This window comes from Pseudoalteromonas sp. '520P1 No. 423', from assembly GCF_001269985.1.
Taxonomy (GTDB): domain Bacteria; phylum Pseudomonadota; class Gammaproteobacteria; order Enterobacterales; family Alteromonadaceae; genus Pseudoalteromonas.
Genome location: NZ_BBZB01000001.1, coordinates 2,885,107 through 2,901,528, shown reverse-complemented (window position 1 = coordinate 2,901,528; position 16,422 = coordinate 2,885,107). Strand labels below are relative to the sequence as shown.

At 35.9% G+C, this 16,422-nt stretch carries 9 protein-coding genes; 8 read left to right on the top strand and 1 reads right to left on the bottom strand.

Going from position 1 to position 16,422, the window contains the following annotated elements:
- Window positions 1-72 precede the first annotated feature (72 nt).
- The 5 genes from PSA_RS13225 (at window position 73) to PSA_RS26360 (ending at window position 3,990) form a co-directional block, all read left to right on the top strand.
- A complete protein-coding gene (locus PSA_RS13225) occupies window positions 73-1,260 on the top strand; it encodes an MFS transporter (protein ID WP_042150807.1) in 1,188 nt (395 codons plus the stop codon).
- A gap of 18 nt (window positions 1,261-1,278) precedes the next feature.
- Window positions 1,279-1,818 (top strand): GNAT family N-acetyltransferase, encoded by a 540-nt coding sequence (locus tag PSA_RS13220; protein WP_052380200.1) that lies wholly within the window; start codon window positions 1,279-1,281, stop codon window positions 1,816-1,818.
- A gap of 24 nt (window positions 1,819-1,842) precedes the next feature.
- Window positions 1,843-2,979, top strand: a complete 1,137-nt coding sequence (locus PSA_RS13215; protein WP_042150805.1) for a hypothetical protein — start codon at window positions 1,843-1,845, stop codon at window positions 2,977-2,979.
- 297 nt (window positions 2,980-3,276) lie between these two features.
- Complete coding sequence (locus PSA_RS13210; RefSeq protein ID WP_042150804.1) at window positions 3,277-3,720, top strand: hypothetical protein; 444 nt, start codon at window positions 3,277-3,279, stop codon at window positions 3,718-3,720.
- A 69-nt stretch (window positions 3,721-3,789) separates the two neighbouring features.
- Complete coding sequence (locus PSA_RS26360) at window positions 3,790-3,990, top strand: hypothetical protein (protein ID WP_042150801.1); 201 nt, start codon at window positions 3,790-3,792, stop codon at window positions 3,988-3,990.
- Window positions 3,991-4,002: 12 nt separating this feature from the next.
- Here the strand turns inward: PSA_RS26360 and PSA_RS13200 are convergent, their stop codons facing one another.
- Window positions 4,003-4,824, bottom strand: coding sequence for a 4'-phosphopantetheinyl transferase superfamily protein (locus PSA_RS13200; RefSeq protein WP_042150799.1), 822 nt, complete (start codon window positions 4,822-4,824; stop codon window positions 4,003-4,005).
- 388 nt (window positions 4,825-5,212) lie between these two features.
- Here PSA_RS13200 and PSA_RS13195 point away from each other — a divergent pair, with 388 nt between their 5' ends.
- The 3 genes from PSA_RS13195 to PSA_RS13185 are packed head-to-tail and all read left to right on the top strand — an operon-like array spanning window position 5,213 to window position 16,419.
- The gene (locus PSA_RS13195; RefSeq protein ID WP_042150797.1) at window positions 5,213-6,004 is read left to right on the top strand and encodes a transcriptional regulator; all 792 of its coding nucleotides are present in this window, start codon (window positions 5,213-5,215) and stop codon (window positions 6,002-6,004) included.
- 16 nt (window positions 6,005-6,020) lie between these two features.
- Complete coding sequence (locus PSA_RS13190; RefSeq protein WP_042150795.1) at window positions 6,021-14,027, top strand: type I polyketide synthase; 8,007 nt, start codon at window positions 6,021-6,023, stop codon at window positions 14,025-14,027.
- On the top strand, window positions 14,020-16,419 hold the full coding sequence (locus PSA_RS13185) for a PfaB family protein (RefSeq protein ID WP_042150793.1): 2,400 nt from the start codon (window positions 14,020-14,022) through the stop codon (window positions 16,417-16,419). Before PSA_RS13190 ends, PSA_RS13185 begins: the two co-directional genes overlap by 8 nt.
- The last annotated feature ends 3 nt before the right edge of the window (window positions 16,420-16,422 follow it).

Here is a 16,422-nt window from a genome sequence, read left to right as displayed (position 1 = left end):
TTTGCCTATTACATCATTTTTATTCCTGTAGTTAAATAATATAGTAGTGTTTTACTTTTTAGGAGAAAACATGTGCCGCTAGTTTTAGCTATTTTATTTTTATCTTGTTCACAATTAGCGAGCCAAATATTTTTACCAGCTATGCCGGATATCGCTTTGTCACTTGATATCACTAAAGGGCAATTACAACAAATTATGATGTATTATTTTATCTGTTTAGGATTATCTCAATTAGTTGTGGGTCCTTTATGTGATCATTTAGGAAACAGAACTGTTTTTTTATTCTGCCAATTATTGTTTATTTTAGGCACTTTGATTGCGGGTTTTGCGCATAATGAAACGTTGTTTTCATTAGGAAGAATATTCCAAGGTCTAGGAGCTGCAGCACCTTTATTGATCAGCAGAACATTATTAGCAGTCAATCTTGAAGGAAAAACATTAAAAAGCGCAACTGCAACTCTATCAATTGCTGCGAGCTTAGTTGCTGTAATGGCACCTTGGTTAGGCGGTGTCATTGCGACACAGTTTAATTGGCAAATCCTTTTTATAGTCGTTACTGTATATTTTTTATCTATTTGGTTTATTGGCTTTTTCTTTTTATCTAACAATTGCGCGGAAACAGCTTCTCAAAAGTTGAATTTTATAAATATGTTTCATCAGTATAAGCATTTACTAATTCAATCAAAGTTTTTGTCTATTGCCGCATTTAAATGGATACCAACATTTTTGTATTTAACGTCTCAAATCTATTATCCATTTGAGTTACAGGAAAAATTTAATTTATCAGCTGCTCAATATGGTACAGCTATGATGATCCCAACATTAGGCTTAGTATTGGGTACTGTATTGGCAAAAGTATTACAAAAGAAACTTTCATTCAAAGCGCTGTTACTTATATTTTGGCCTCTTATTTTTCTTTCAGGGCTAACACTATATATTTTGCCATTTTCACTATTTTCAAGTTTATTTAGCTATAGTTTATTAATGATTGCATTTGGCACATATTATCCATGTTGTATCCATTTAATCGTGACTTCGTTTAAACAATCAGCGGCAACGGCAAGTGCGTTAGTCGGTGCGGTAGAGCTATTGTGTTTTTCATTAATAGCCATGTTGATGTGCAAATATTTGATCACAAACTATGTTTCTTTGTCACTTTTATACCTAGCCTCATCTCTTGTGCTTTTATTCAGCTGGTTTGTGATGAATATAAAGTTGAACCCTAGACAAAAAAATACAACGATAAACGTCGTTTCATAATTAAAACAGGATTTAAATATGATACTTATAGAAACTCCAAGATTAATCATTCGCTGTATGAAAATGAGCGATTTGTCTGATAGCTTTGAACATAGGAGTTGCGCTGATGTAAATAAATTTATAACAGTACCTCTGACATATGAGCAGACAAAAGTAAGATTAGAACAAGCAGTAAAGCCTTGGTATGCCAATGAAAATGAAAAGCTCGGCCTTGCAATAGAGCTTAAAAAAGAAAAGAAACTGATTGGCGAGCTGATGTTTAAATATACAAACTTAGCAAGCAGTGTTGGTGAAGTCGGTTATCGTTTAAATAACCAGTATCAAAAATGTGGATATGCATTTGAAGCTGTGCATGCTTTATATTCGCACTTATTTCAACAGATGAATGTGCATAAACTAACAGCTCAGTGCCTAGTTGATAATGATGCTTCTTGGAAGTTAATGGAAAAACTGGGTATGAAAAAAGAAGGTACTCTTAGAGCACATTATAAAATATCTGAAAAATGGTTTGACGGGTTTTGTTATGGCATATTAAATAAAGAGTTTAATTTTAAATAGATTATCTAGATATAAGGCACTTAATTGAATCATAAAAAGTTACTCATTTTTGGGGTTTTATTATTTTTGTTAATGTTTTTTTGGTTATCACTAAAGCAAGATAACCAGACTTATATTCAACAAGTAAACCCGACTAAAACTGTGATAAGTGATACAGCAGTATCTGTTGACACAAACCAACAGAATATAAAAGATGAAAGTGTTGAAGTTACTTTATCCGATAAACAACAAGACTATATTCTTGAATGCAGCCCAAAAACAAAAGAAGTTGATTTAACCAAATATGCAGATCAAAGTATGGGAGAAATTAATAAAAAATTAAAAAACTCAGGTAGTAGTTTTGATTTATTAGCTTTTAATTTAATGCAAGACTTTAAAGTTTCAAAAACGAATAGTGAAAAACAAGCTCAAATAAATTTTGATTGGTTATTAGAGTATTCACAAAGTAATGAGTCTAATAATCTTGTGTTATTTAGTTTATTACAAGCTTGTGCTGCTAATATTAAATTACTAGGATGTGAAGAAGTAGAAATAAAGGCAAAATCTACATTAGTAGAAAATGCAGCTATGTGGCAAGTAATAGCCAGTAAATATATTAAACAAGGAAATGAAAAAGAAGCAATAAATGCAATAAAAAACGCTGGTAAATCTACTTTTTATGCCAATTATAATTTTGAATTTGAAGATTTGTATCGTGAAAGTTTACTCGCAAATGGTTTTGCTAACGACTATAACCAATCAATTATATTAGCAAAAGGCTATTCAATGGCTCGACCTGTGACAGATTTGAATGATATATATAAATCGTGTAAAGATAATCTAAACACGATGAAAAATGCTTGTTTAGATATGGCTTTAGTGATGAAAGATAAAAGCACAAGTACTTTTATCAGTGTTGTTGGCGCTAATTTATTAAAAGAAATATATAAAGTAACTAATAATGTTGATGAAATCAAAAAATTGGATAAATATATTAAAGAAATTTATCCTGAAAATAGTGAAAGGCAATTCAAAATATCAAATTTGATGACATATGATGAATCATTAACTATTAATTTTATTGAAAATTGGCGTAACCATGGAGAGATAATTGCTAATAAGCTGCTGACCCAAGAGGCTATCGATAAATCTAAAAATCCAAGTTATAACCCATGTATTTAAACATTTTATCAATGAAATAGAGCTAAAAATGAAACAAGGTTTTAGGCAGGCGAATATTTAAATGAAACTGGCTCAAAAAAGGGAAACTGGTTTTTAAATCGTTTAGATTATTTTGAGTTTCATCAATATCCGGGATATAAAAAACATTTAATTGGCAGTTTTACTTTGTTTATTTTTTCAATCGTAATGATAATAGAGTTAATGCTGAATCACTTTTTTATATCTCTTATATTTTGTTATTTAGCATATTTTCTTGCCTGACCTTAATCATTTTAAAACGTAAAATATGCAAGTTTGATGGTTACATCTTTTCACTCAAAGGAGTTTATAGTAGGTGTAGAAAATATTAATTATTATCCTCACTATGATTTTACCAATAAAAAACAATCAGGCTATATCTATGACTTACTGGAGTTATTTTCAAAAACCAATAATCATAAATTCACTTTTGTTGTCTTACCTATAAAACGTTTGAGAAAACAGTTACTAGAAACTAATGAAATAAACTTTATGTATTCAGATAATCCGATTTGGGAGCAGTTTCATAGCAAGTTAGATAACAAAGTATACAGTGACGCCATTGTGTTTGCTTTAGGTGGCACGCTAGTTAAAACAGAAAATCTTGGCAAAGGCAGCTATTATGTAAAATCGTTAAGTATGCCTCATGGTTTTACTCCAACTGAATGGCTAAAAATTAAAAAACAGCGCAGTTTAAAAATTATGGCTGTTAAAAATGCCTAAGCAGCATTAGCGCTTGTAATTAAGGGGAGACTAGATGCGGCCGATGTAGAATTCAATGTAGCACAACAGTTGCTTGAAAAACTAGGTAGTCAAAACGCGGTAAAACTAGATCCAGATTTACCTTTTATTAATGTTGCTTTTAAATTATCAACAGTAAACCACATTAGCACTATAAATGAATTCAATATATTTTTGAGTGAACATAAAAATGAAATTAAGCGATTAAAACAAAAATATAATCTGATTGAGTCGGTAGCTAGTATTCAATAATACTTTAATTGGTTATACATCCTTTCCTATGTTGATTTCTTTGTAGCCGATTAAAGGTAAGCTACTAAAGAATTTTAATTGATAATCTACATCCTGATTATTCTTTTTCGCTCGTACTGATATTGCGATTCTATGTGATTCATTAGGATAAATTAACCAACTGCGCCATATTTGTGGTACATCTTGCCTATGCTGGGCGAAACTTAATTTTATATTATTATTAAGCTGTTCGTTTTGTGACGATGAAATATTAAAACTAAAATCAGCTAATGGAATAGATAAGCCTAGTCCCCATGCCTTGATATAGGACTCTTTTAATGTCCAATAATCAAAAAATCTGCTGCGCTGTTTATTTTCAGATAACGCAAATAATTCAGCAACTTCACTCGGTGAAAAAAAACGTTCGGCGATAAGAAGGGGATCTGTATTTCTATTAATATTTTCTACGTCACATCCAATATCATCATTAAGCATTACTGCGCAGATAATCAGCTTATCTGTATGACTAATATTAAATCTAAGTGGAAGCGGGGGGTCTATAATTTCTGGTTTGTCTTTTTCACCTTTACTAAAGCGCCAGTCATTAGGTTTTACATCAGCATAATATGAGAGCAAGTCTCTGACAAAAGCACGGGTTATAAGTGCACTATGCTTGTCTTTATCAAAACGATATCTTTGCTGTTTTATTACCTCGTCTTCAGTTAGCAAATCTTTATATTTTTCAATTAAACACTCAGATGTAATGTGTGTCGGATCAATTGACCAAAGGTGAATTTCATTCTCAATAATTTTAATTTTTAATTTAGAGGCTGTAACTTCATTTTTATTCTTCATAAAAGTATCACTATATTGTATCGGTTTTAAGCTAAAGATTGAGAATGATGACTAAAGGTTAAGTTTAACACGGTAGAAAAGGATAACTCAGTGATTATTGTATGAAATGTTACTAAATCAAGCTAAAACAATAGAATGTAGAGCATCGACTCTAATGTTGGGCTTTTATTTAGAACCGAAAACTATTATTTATAGTAAATTTGTTTTACATCATAAATTAAAGTATCGGGAGATTGTACTGGGTTTGAAACCTGTGTATATTAGCGCGATAAAGTTTTATCTAATATCGTAAATTAAAGTAATTTTTTAATCAGCGAATAATGGAAGTGATTAATCAAAGTAATCTTTGATTAACTTTAGCAAGCGATAACATGGAACGCTTTTTATAATGACAAAACAACATGCAAATGCAACAACAACGCTGGAAATGCGTGCATTTATCCATGAATCTGATTTACCCACCGCTGTTTTAGCGCGTTTACTTAAAATATCTGAATCTACTGTTCGTAAGTGGCGTAAACGTGACACTGTAGATGATGAGTCTCATACACCTAAACAACTCAATACAACTTTAAGCCCAGCGCAAGAATATGTTGTGGTTGAATTAAGAACCCGTCTTTTGCTTTCACTAGATGAATTACTTGCCGTGAGCAAAGAATTTATTAATGCGAAAACATCAAGAGCAGGTTTGCAAAGATGTTTAAAGCGCCACGGAGTATCACGATTAGCAGATATGGATCAAAGTGGGGAAGCAACTGATGCTGATAGCCCCGATAATGCAGCAATTCAAGTACCGATACAAAATTTACAAGAAAAGAATATTGTTTTATCTGATGTATCCCCAGAAGCAATGCGAGAAGTGTTAAATCAAACACAATCTTTATCAGAAGATGAAGTAGTGCAAGTAAAGGTTACGCAACTACCTGAGTTTGATGATGAAACAACAAAACGCCGTTTGTTAATTGCAAATGATCCCGCATCGGGATGGGTTTATGTAGATATTTATGATGGTGATGAAAAAGCCGCAGCCAGCCGTTATATGAGCCATGTACTTACTAAAGCTCCATTTCATATCCGTCGTATTTTGGCTGGAAACTATACCGAATTTTTAAGCCGTTTTCGTATGTTGGATGCAGAACTCGATTCTGATACTAACGAACAAAACGCAACAGAATCTTAATTGGAGTAATAATAGAATGTCGAATAAAAGTCAGGCAAAACCTGCTTTAGCAAAAACGATTAAAGATGTTGATGCACTAGTTGATGAACAGCAATTTAATTCCCGTTTACAAGAATGCCCAATTGCCATCGTTGGCATGGCATCAGTATTTGCTGATGCAACAAACTTAGATCAATACTGGGATAATATCTTTGCGTCTGTTGATTCAATAAAAGATGTACCTGCGGATCGCTGGGCGATTGACGATTATTACTCTGAAGATAAATTTGTAGCCGATAAAACTTATTGTAAACGTGGTGGTTTTTTACCTGAAATTGATTTTGACCCTATGGAATTTGGTCTTCCGCCAAATATTTTAGAATTAACAGATATTGCCCAATTATTATCATTAGTTGTTGCCCGTGATGTACTCAATGATGCTGGTATAGGTGAAGGTTCAGGATATGATCGTGATAAAGTCGGTATCACTTTAGGTGTTGGTGGCGGTCAAAAGCAAATTTCTCCACTGACATCACGATTACAAGGTCCTGTCCTTGAAAAGGTATTAAAAGCCTCAGGCGTAGATGCTGAAGATCGCGCTATGATCATTGAAAAGTTTAAAAAAGCTTATATCGGTTGGGAAGAAAATTCATTCCCAGGCATGTTAGGCAATGTAATTTCAGGTCGTATTGCGAATCGCTTTGATTTTGGAGGCACTAACTGTGTTGTTGATGCTGCATGTGCTAGCTCTTTAGCGGCTGTTAAATTAGCAATTTCAGATTTATTAGAACATAGATCAGAAGTGATGATCTCAGGTGGTGTATGTTGTGATAACTCACCATTTATGTATATGTCATTCTCTAAAACACCTGCGTTTACAACCAATGATGATATTCGCCCATTTGACGATGATTCAAAAGGCATGATGATAGGTGAAGGTATCGGCATGATGGCGTTTAAACGTCTTGAAGATGCTGAGCGTGATGGCGATAAAGTATATGCTGTACTTAAAGGTATTGGTACTTCTTCAGATGGTCGCTTTAAGTCTATTTATGCGCCACGTCCAGATGGTCAAGCTAAAGCATTAAAACGTGCTTATGACGATGCTGGATGGGATCCAAAAACATGTGGTTTAATTGAAGCTCATGGTACAGGTACTAAAGCGGGTGATGCTGCTGAATTTGCGGGATTAACGAAACATTTTGGTGCAGATAATGATAAAACGCAGCATATTGCGTTAGGTTCAGTCAAATCACAAGTTGGTCATACTAAAGCAGCTGCGGGTTCGGCGGGCATGATCAAAGCGATTCTTGCATTACATCATAAAGTATTGCCAGGTACACTGCATATTGATCAACCAAATGTCAATCTTGATATAGAAAACAGCCCATTATACCTCAATAGCCAAACTAGACCTTGGATGCCAAGAGAAGATGGTCTACCTCGTAGAGCGGGTGTAAGCTCATTTGGTTTTGGTGGTACTAATTACCATATGGTATTGGAAGAATATCAACCTAAAGCGCAAGGTGAATACCGTATTACGGCAGTACCACAGTCTATTTTTATGACTGCTGAAAATGAAGCTGGCATTGTTGCACAATTAAATGATCATCTTACACAGTTATCAGTTGATGCAGATGCACAAGTTTTTGCATTTAATCGGTTAGTGACACAAAGTGTTGCGACTAAACCGGCTAAAGAATTAGCCCGTTGTGGTTTTATTGCAAAAAATGCAAGTCAAGCTATTGATATGATCAACGCTGCGCTTAAGCAATTTAAGGCTAAAACGGGTGAAGTTGAATGGTCAGTACCAACGGGTATTTACTATCGTCAATCAGGTATTGATGCTAAAGGTAAAGTGGTTGCATTATTCTCAGGCCAAGGTTCACAATATGTGAATATGGGCAATGACTTAGCATGTAATTTTCCAAGTGTCATGCAAAGTGCTGCAGATATGGATGCACAATTTACATCAGCAGGTTTATCTCATTTATCAAATGTTACTTTCCCAATTCCAGTATTTAATGATGCTGATCGTAAAGCACAAGATGAAGCATTACGTTTAACACAACATGCACAACCGGCAATAGGCTGTTTTAGTGTTGGTTTATACAATACATTTAAACAAGCTGGTTTCTCGGCTGACTTCACTGCAGGTCATAGTTTTGGTGAGTTAACCGCTTTGTGGGCTGCTGGCGTATTAAATGATACAGACTACATGATGTTAGCGCGCAGTCGCGGACAAGCGATGGCTGCACCGGGCGATGAAAACTTTGATGCCGGTACTATGATCGCGGTTGTAGGCGACCCTGTAAAAGTAGCTGATGATATTAAAGACATCAAAGATATCTCAATTGCGAATTACAATTCAAATAATCAAGTTGTTGTAGCGGGTGTAACAAGCCAAATTGAAATTGCAATGATCGAACTAAAAACTAAAGGCTATAAAGTAGTACCTTTACCTGTTTCTGCTGCATTTCATACGCCGCTTGTTGGTCATGCACAAAAACCATTTGCTAAAGCAATTGATAGCGCTAAATTTACTAAGCCTAGCATTCCTGTATTTGCTAATGGCACAGGTAAAGCACATCCAAATAAAGCAGCTGAGATTAAAAAGAGCTTAAAAAATCATATTTTAGAATCAGTTCATTTTAATGAAGAAATTGATAATTTATATGATGCGGGCGGTCGAATCTTTATCGAGTTTGGTCCTAAAAATGTGTTAACTAAACTAGTTGAAAACATTTTGACTGAAAAATCGGATGTGACGGCAATTGCCATAAATGCAAATCCTAAAAAGTCTGCAGATGTACAAATGCGTCAAGCTGCCATGCAGATGTTGGTATTAGGTCTAGATTTAAATGAAATTGACCCATATTCAGCAATAAAACGCCCATTAGAAGCAGCTAAGAAATCACCTTTAGCAATGAAGTTAACGGGTGCATCTTACGTCAGCCCTAAAACTAAAAAAGCATTTGATGATGCTTTAACTGATGGTTGGACAATTAAACAAGCTAAAACACAACCAGTCGCAGTGCCACAACCTAAAGTTGTCGAAAAAATAGTAGAAAAGATTGTTGAAGTAGAAAAAGTAGTTGAGAAAATCGTTTACGTACAAGCTGATGGTAGCCACACAAGTACACCAAACGCTGTAAATTCAGCATCTAATGCTGATGAATTAGCGTCTAGCATTGAGCGCAGTGTAGGCCAGTTTGTTGAGCATCAACAACAACTATTGAATGTGCATGAACAATATATGCAAGGGCCACAAGGCTACGCTAAGACTTTCCAAAATGTGCTTGAAGCACAAACAGGTAACGAGTTACCTGAAAGCTTAGAGCGTACTTTAGGTATGTATCATGAGTTCCAATCAGAAACATTACGTGTTCATGAGCAATATCTAAATAATCAAACTGACAATATGTCAGCAATGCTAAATGATGTGCAAGCAGCACCACCTGTTTCAGTAGATACTAAGCAAACAGTAACGCCAGCTGTTGTTGAGTCGGTAAAATCTAAACCTGTCACTGAAACACCAGTTACTTCTTCACCGGTTAAAACCGTAGCAAAAACGATTACGCCAGTACAAACAGCTGCCACCGCAGTTGCTATCGCGCCTGAAGTTGTAACAGCTGCTCCAGTCGTTCAGCCTCAAGTAGAAAAAGTTGCTTCTTTTGATTTAAATAAAGTCAATACTGTTATGCTTGAAGTGGTAGCCGATAAAACGGGTTACCCAGCTGAGATGTTAGAACTTGAAATGGATATGGAAGCCGATTTAGGGATCGACTCGATTAAACGTGTTGAGATTTTAGGTTCAGTTCAAGAAATGATCCCTGATTTACCAGATTTAAATCCTGAAGATTTAGCTGAATTACGTACTTTAGGCGAAATCGTTGACTACATGAAGTCAAAGGCAAAAGCTGCTACACCAACTACAGCATCAAGCTCACCTGATTTACATTTAGTTGAGTCAAACACAAATACAGCACCAAGTATTGATTTAAACCACATTCAGTCTGTGATGATGAGCGTCGTAGCAGATAAAACAGGTTACCCTGTTGAAATGCTAGAACTTGAAATGGATATGGAAGCTGATTTAGGCATAGATTCTATCAAACGTGTTGAAATTTTAGGTTCTGTACAAGAGACAATTACTGACTTACCAGATTTAAACCCAGAAGACTTAGCTGAGCTACGCACTTTAGGTGAAATAGTTTCTTATATGCAGTCTAAAGTATCAGTTGCTCCTGCTGTTATTTCAGCGCCTGTAGTACAAGCAGCACCAAGCATTGATTTAGGTCACATCCAATCAGTAATGATGAGCGTCGTAGCAGATAAAACAGGTTACCCTGTTGAAATGCTAGAGCTTGAAATGGATATGGAAGCAGACTTAGGCATAGACTCTATCAAACGTGTTGAAATCTTAGGTTCTGTTCAAGAGACAATTACAGACTTACCAGATTTAAACCCTGAAGATTTAGCTGAGCTTCGTACTTTAGGTGAAATCGTTTCTTACATGCAGTCAAAAGTATCAGTTGAACCTGTAACTGTATCAGAAGTTGTTTCAGCAGAAGTGACACAAGCTGCACCTAGCATTGATTTAAACCACATCCAATCTGTGATGATGACAGTGGTAGCAGAAAAAACAGGTTACCCTGTTGAAATGCTAGAACTTGAAATGGATATGGAAGCTGACTTAGGTATCGACTCTATTAAACGTGTTGAAATCTTAGGCTCTGTTCAAGAAACAATTACAGATTTACCAGATTTAAATCCAGAAGACTTAGCAGAGCTACGTACTTTAGGTGAAATCGTAACGCATATGCAATCTAAAGTAGCAGCACCAGTTGTAACAGCAGAAGTTGTTTCAGCGCCAGTCGAACAAGAAGCACAAGCTACACCAAGCATTGACTTAAATCCCCTTTCTTTGGGTAAAGTGCAGTCTGTAATGATGACGGTAGTAGCAGATAAAACAGGTTACCCTGTTGATATGCTAGAGCTTGAAATGGATATGGAAGCTGATTTAGGCATAGATTCTATTAAACGAGTTGAGATTTTAGGTGCGGTACAAGAGACTATTTCTGACTTACCAGATTTAAATCCAGAAGACTTAGCAGAACTTCGTACTTTAGGTGAAATTGTATCGCATATGCAATCTAAAGTTTCAGCGCCAGTTGCAGGTTCAGAAGCTGTTTCAGCTGAAGTTACAAACGCTGCATCTAGCATTGATTTGAACCACATTCAATCTGTGATGATGACAGTGGTAGCAGAGAAAACGGGTTATCCTGTAGATATGTTAGAACTTGAAATGGATATGGAAGCTGATTTAGGGATAGACTCTATTAAACGTGTTGAAATTTTAGGTGCGGTTCAAGAAACAATCACAGATTTACCAGATTTAAACCCAGAAGATTTAGCAGAGCTACGTACTTTAGGTGAAATCGTCACGCATATGAAGAGTAAGGCAAGCGGTGAGCAAGTAACTACAACAGAATTAAATCATGTAGCGATTAGTGAAACTATTACTGAAGAAGTTAAAAATGCGCCTAGTGCAACAGTGGCGATTTCACGTTTAGCAGCAGTAACAAAAATTAACCAAGATACAAAAGGTGCAAATGCACTGGTTGTGAATGATGGCAGTGATGCAGCAGTTGAGCTAAGCGAAAATTTAATTAACAGTGGTTGGAATGTGACCGTTATCAATCCTAGCTGGGTTGCGGCACAAGCAAGTAAAACACTGCCAAATACGGTAAATGAAATTGCAATTTCAAGTGTTGATGAAGCTCAGATCAGTGAGATTATTACGAAAAATGCGCAATTAGATTCTGTTATTTATTTACACCCAGAATCAACAATTGACAATATTGTTTACCCACAAGCGTCAAAACAAGGCTTAGAGTTAGCATTTATCTTAGCGAAATTATGTAATGTAAAAGCTGCAAAAGTAGCACGTGCTACATTTATGGTGATAACACACCAAGGTGGACAAATTGGTTTTGAATCAAATGATGTGTCAGTAGATTTAGTTCAAGGTGGTTTAAACGGTTTAGTTAAAACTTTATCACATGAGTGGGCTGACTTTGGTGTATTCTGTCGCGCAATTGATGTAGCATCAAGCTTATCAGCAACTCAAATTGCAAACATTATTACGGATGAACTAGCTGATGTGGATACAGAACTAAGTGAAGTGGGTTACGATGAAACTGGCCGTTTAACTTTAATCGGTGAAGTAACAGATAGCTATTCACTGACTTCTGGCAACAGCATAGATAAGGAATCTGTCTTTTTAGTCAGCGGTGGTGCAAAGGGCGTAACAGCACATTGTGTGATTGAAATTGCAAAACAGTATCAAGCTAAATTTGTTTTATTAGGACGTTCATCTTTTGATGCAAATGAGCCTAGCTGGGCGACAGGTATTAATGATGAAGTCGCACTAAAAAAAGCAGCGATGCAAGCATTAATCGCTATGGGTGAGAAACCAACTCCGGTTAAAGTATCTCAGTTTATTCGCCCTGTATTGGCAAATCGTGAAATTGCGCAAACATTAACTGCAATTGAAGCCGCTGGTGGTCAAGCACAATATGTTTCTGCTGATGTGACTAATAGCGAAAGCGTACAAACTGCTGTAAAACCAGTTCTTGCTGAGTTTGGGACTGTTACGGGTATTATTCACGGTGCGGGAGTACTTGCTGATAAATTTATAGAGCAAAAAACATTAGCTGAATTTGATGCGGTATATCGTACAAAAATTGATGGTTTAACTTCATTATTATCTGTCACCGAACAATCAAATATTAAACATTTAGTTTTGTTCTCTTCAGCTGCGGGTTTTTATGGAAATCCAGGGCAGTCTGATTATTCAATTGCTAACGATATCTTAAATAAAACAGCTTATCGTTTTAAAGCCTTAAACCCACAAGCACAAGTATTAAGTTTTAACTGGGGTCCTTGGGATGGTGGCATGGTAACACCTGAACTCAAACGTATGTTTGATGCCAGAGGTGTATATATCATACCGTTAGATGCTGGAGCACAATTATTAGTAAGCGAACTGGCTGCAACAGATAACCGTTGTGCACAAATTCTTGTTGGTAATGACTTATCGAAAGATCAAGCTGAAGGTACAGATGTAAAAAAGCCACAAGTTAGTCGTTTAACAAAAGCATTAAAAACGACTAACGGTACTTTTACTAATGCATTTCTAGCTGATCACGTTATAGGTGGCAATCAAGTATTGCCAACTGTATGTGCTATTGCTTGGATGAGTGACGCTGCGATATCACTTTATACTGGTTACCATTATCAAGGCCTTGAAAACTATAAATTATTTAAAGGCATCGTATTTGATGGTACGCAAGCTGATGAAGTTAACATTGATTTTAAAGTATTAGCCGACAACGCTGATACTTTAAAGCTTGATGCAAAAATATCGAGCACTGTTTCTAATGTCAGTTCAAATGGTAAAACAGTATTTCATTATGGCGCTGAGCTAATTTTAACGCGAAGCCATAATGAGGCACCTGTATCAGCTTTATCACTACCTGTATTGAAAACTGATATTTCAGATGAAGCTAAAGCACTTTACAAAAATGGCACTTTATTTCATGGCGAAAGTTTGCAAGGGATCACTGATGTGATCTCATGTAATGAATCATCGTTATTATTAGGGTGTAAAGTGCCAAGCATTGCGCAATCTAAACAGGGAGAGTTTTTACTTCCTGTAAAGGCAGGCTTTACAAGTCACAATATATTTGCAAATGATTTAGTGTATCAGGCGATGTTAGTTTGGGTACGTAAGCAGCTTGGAATGGGCAGTTTACCTTCTAAAACATTAGCTTGGCAGATTAACCGTGAAGTAATGTTAGGTGAAGGGTTTTACATTGATTTAAAAGTGGTTGAACAAACCGCATCTAAGTTAGTGGCAGATATCGCTTTAATTTCAGAAAAAAAGCAGATTTTAGCACACGTAAAATCTGCTGAAGTGACGATCAGCGAAAACTTGAATAACCTTTTTACAAAAACTAACGAGGATAAAAATGCTTAATACAAATTTATCCATCGTTGGCTTAGATGCCAATTTTGGCAGTTATTCAAATATTGATTTAGTTGAACGTGCTTTTTATCAAGGGACTGCTGCTAAGCAAGTGAATTTACCGAAAAGTTCAGTTAAATCTGAACTTGTCGCAGCATCTGTAGCACGTTTAGCAAATGCGAATAAGTTAAATGTTGATAAACTTAATATAATAGAGCTGTCAAAAACCACTGATTTATCGTCTGCTTTAAAACAAACCCAAGATTTTGTTAATGCTAATAAACTTGTTGTATTAGTTGGGGTTAATTTATTAACCTCACCTATTGAACAAGACAATACACCAGCAACAATCGGTTTTGATGAAAGCTTTAGTCATTACAATCAAGCTGAAGGTATTGTGAGTATTTTGATTGCATCAAGTGAGTGTGCAATTAACAATACTTTATATACTTACGCCAACATAAAAAGTTTTGCTACGGGTGCTGATATTGCTCAAACAACCGCGCAAGCGCTTGAACAAGCAAATATTACCACTGAGCAAGTACATTTACTTGAAGTCTCTGCCAATGCAGATAAAGCGTTAGCAAGTATTGAAGAGCAAGGTTTATTACAGGCTTATCAAACTGAAACAAAATTAAATACCGCAATAAGCTGTGCTAAAAGTGTGACAGGTGAGGGCGATGCGTTCTCACAATTAGCGGGTTTGTTAAAATGTATTATTTCACTGCAACAAAGATATATTCCTGCGATCAGTGATTGGCAAAATGTTCAGCCTGATGTGTTATCTCAATATCAAGACTCTGCTTTTTATGTACCAACAGAGTCTCGTCCTTGGTATCCAAATTCAGATGGCAGTGCACATATCGCAGCTTATAGTTGTCAAACAGCAAATAACTATTGTCATATTGTATTAGAAGAAAACTTGTTAATGGCTACGACATTAACAGCGGGTGAGCGTTTTCCTGCTGAAGATGTACGTAATAATGGTTTTATTGCAAATAGCGATTTATCAGTATTTTTATTATCGGCTGATGATGAAAAGTCATTGTTAGATAAAGTAGCGAGTTTAAATAGCCAAACATCTGTGCAGATAAATGAACTTGCTAAGTCATGTTTTGCGCAGTTTGATGCGCATAAGCAATTTTCTGTTGTATTACTTGCTGAATCTTTCGATGAGTTAAGCAAGGAAATCGCATTAGCTGAGCATGGCATATCAAAAGCATTCTTAAATAACAGTGATTGGAAAACACCTAAGGGCAGCTACTTTACTGCTAACCCTGTTGGGGCAGGTGAGAATATCTCTTTTATGTATCCAGGCATAGGTGCAACTTATGTGGGCTTAGGCCGTGATTTATTTCATATATTCCCACAAATTTATCAAGGTGTTGCCGCTCTTGCTGATGATATTGCGATTACACTAAAAGATACATTACTGAATCCTCGAAGTATTAATCGTTTAGGCTTTAAAGAACTGAAACAAAAAGATTTAGCGCTTAGAGGCAGCTTAGCTGATATTGCTGAAGCGGGTGTAGGTTATGCTTGTGTATTTACAAAAATATTTGAAAATGTATTTAATGTAAAAGCCGACTTTGCTACTGGTTATAGTATGGGTGAAGTAAGCATGTATGCAGCACTAGGCTGTTGGCAACAACCTGGCTTAATGAGTGCACGGTTAGCTGCATCAGATACTTTTAATAATAAATTGTGTGGTGATTTACTTACTCTACGTGACCAATGGAATATGCCAAAAACGTCTTCTGAAACAGAAGTGATTTGGGAAACTTATACCATTAAAGCCACAGTTGAAGAGTTTGAGTTAGCAAGTATTGATGAGCCTCAAGTTTTCTGCACCATAGTGAATACACCAGACAGCTTATTAGTGGCGGGTTATCCGCCAGCGTGTCAAAAAGTGATTAAAAAACTAGGTGTACGTGCAATGGCTCTTAATATGGCTAATGCAATACATAGTGCACCAGCGAATTCTGAATATGATGCTATGACAGGCCTGTATACGATGGATGTGACAGAACGCATCAAAACCAAAATGTATTCAAGTTCATGTTATTTACCTATTCCACAACGTAGCAAAGCAATTGCAACCAGCATAGCTAAATGCTTGTGTGATCGCGTTGATTTTCCACGTTTAGTAAATACCTTGCACAATAAAGGTGCGCAAGTATTTATTGAAATGGGACCTGGGCGTTCATTATCTAGTTGGGTGGATAAAATTTTAGATACCGATGTTACTCAAAATGCAGATTCAAATCATTTATCAGTGCCAGTCAATGCAAAAGGCACAAGTGATGAACTAACGTATATGCGCGCTGTAGCTAAGTTGATAAGTCATGGTGTGATCATGGAGCTAAGTCATTTGTTCCATGGTTCTATCGTGATCGAAAAATAAGAG

What these genes read in the sequence shown, in the direction of transcription:
- PSA_RS13195 (WP_042150797.1), top strand. Translation starts at nt 5,213, where the DNA reads ATGACAAAACAACATGCAAATGCAACAACAACGCTGGAAATGCGTGCA.
- PSA_RS13200 (WP_042150799.1), bottom strand. Translation starts at nt 4,824, where the DNA reads ATGAAGAATAAAAATGAAGTTACAGCCTCTAAATTAAAAATTAAAATT.
- PSA_RS13210 (WP_042150804.1), top strand. Translation starts at nt 3,277, where the DNA reads ATGGTTACATCTTTTCACTCAAAGGAGTTTATAGTAGGTGTAGAAAAT.
- PSA_RS13190 (WP_042150795.1), top strand. Translation starts at nt 6,021, where the DNA reads ATGTCGAATAAAAGTCAGGCAAAACCTGCTTTAGCAAAAACGATTAAA.
- PSA_RS13185 (WP_042150793.1), top strand. Translation starts at nt 14,020, where the DNA reads ATGCTTAATACAAATTTATCCATCGTTGGCTTAGATGCCAATTTTGGC.
- PSA_RS13220 (WP_052380200.1), top strand. Translation starts at nt 1,279, where the DNA reads ATGATACTTATAGAAACTCCAAGATTAATCATTCGCTGTATGAAAATG.